This is a genomic window from Corynebacterium tuscaniense, assembly GCF_008693065.1.
Taxonomy (GTDB): domain Bacteria; phylum Actinomycetota; class Actinomycetes; order Mycobacteriales; family Mycobacteriaceae; genus Corynebacterium; species Corynebacterium tuscaniense.
Map to the genome: position 1 here is coordinate 1 of NZ_VXKH01000161.1, position 684 is coordinate 684.

At 51.5% G+C, this 684-nt stretch carries 2 protein-coding genes; both read right to left on the reverse strand.

Going from position 1 to position 684, the window contains the following annotated elements; translation table 11 throughout:
* Positions 1-289, reverse strand: a 289-nt coding sequence (locus F4V54_RS11045) for an IS3 family transposase (protein ID WP_150387163.1), incomplete at its 3' end; no start/stop codon positions are given.
* Entirely contained in the window at positions 286-585 is a 300-nt protein-coding gene (locus F4V54_RS11050; protein WP_005327899.1) for an IS3 family transposase, read from the reverse strand. The genes F4V54_RS11050 and F4V54_RS11045, both read right to left, overlap by 4 nt.
* Positions 586-684 lie beyond the last annotated feature (99 nt).

Consider the following 684-nt stretch of genomic DNA (forward strand, 5'->3'; position numbering starts at 1 on the left):
GTCCCATGGATTTCATGATTCGTGCGACTTTCTTGTGATTTATCGGGCCAAAGCTCGTATCGGCTTTAAGGCTTGCAGCGATGCGTTTAGCACCATAAAGCCCGTATTCATCATCGAAGATGGTCTTGATTCTTGCACCAATAAGAGCATCCGAACACGTCTTTAACCTGCGTTCTTCGCGGGTTTGCACCCATTTGTAGAACGAGGAGCGATTGAGCTTTAACACCTGGCACATCCGCTTAACCGAGAATTCGGTTCGGTGGTCATAGACAAACTGGAAGCGGATCACCAGTGAGTCTCTTCGGCAAAATATTTCGCGGCCTTGCGCAGGATGTCACGTTCTTCGCGCAGCTTTGCGTTCTCTTTTTCTAACTGGCGGATCCGTTCGGAATCATTCGCTGCTTGGACCTTGTCGCGCATGCTTTTTGTGCGGGCACGTTTGCCGGTGCCGTACTTCTTGATCCAAGAATGCAGCGAGGCACGGTTGATACCGAGCTCTGCTGATGCTGAGTTCAGTGAGAGGTCCTCATTGTTTTCGTAGAGGGCCACGGCATCGCGTTTGAACTGTTCGGAGTACCTGGACATGGTGGTAGATTACCTTTCTTCCAGCCCGACTGGGCTGGATATCAGGTGTCCACCAAACAGGGGTCAGGTCCAACCCGGACAGAAAAACTGTCCGCACTC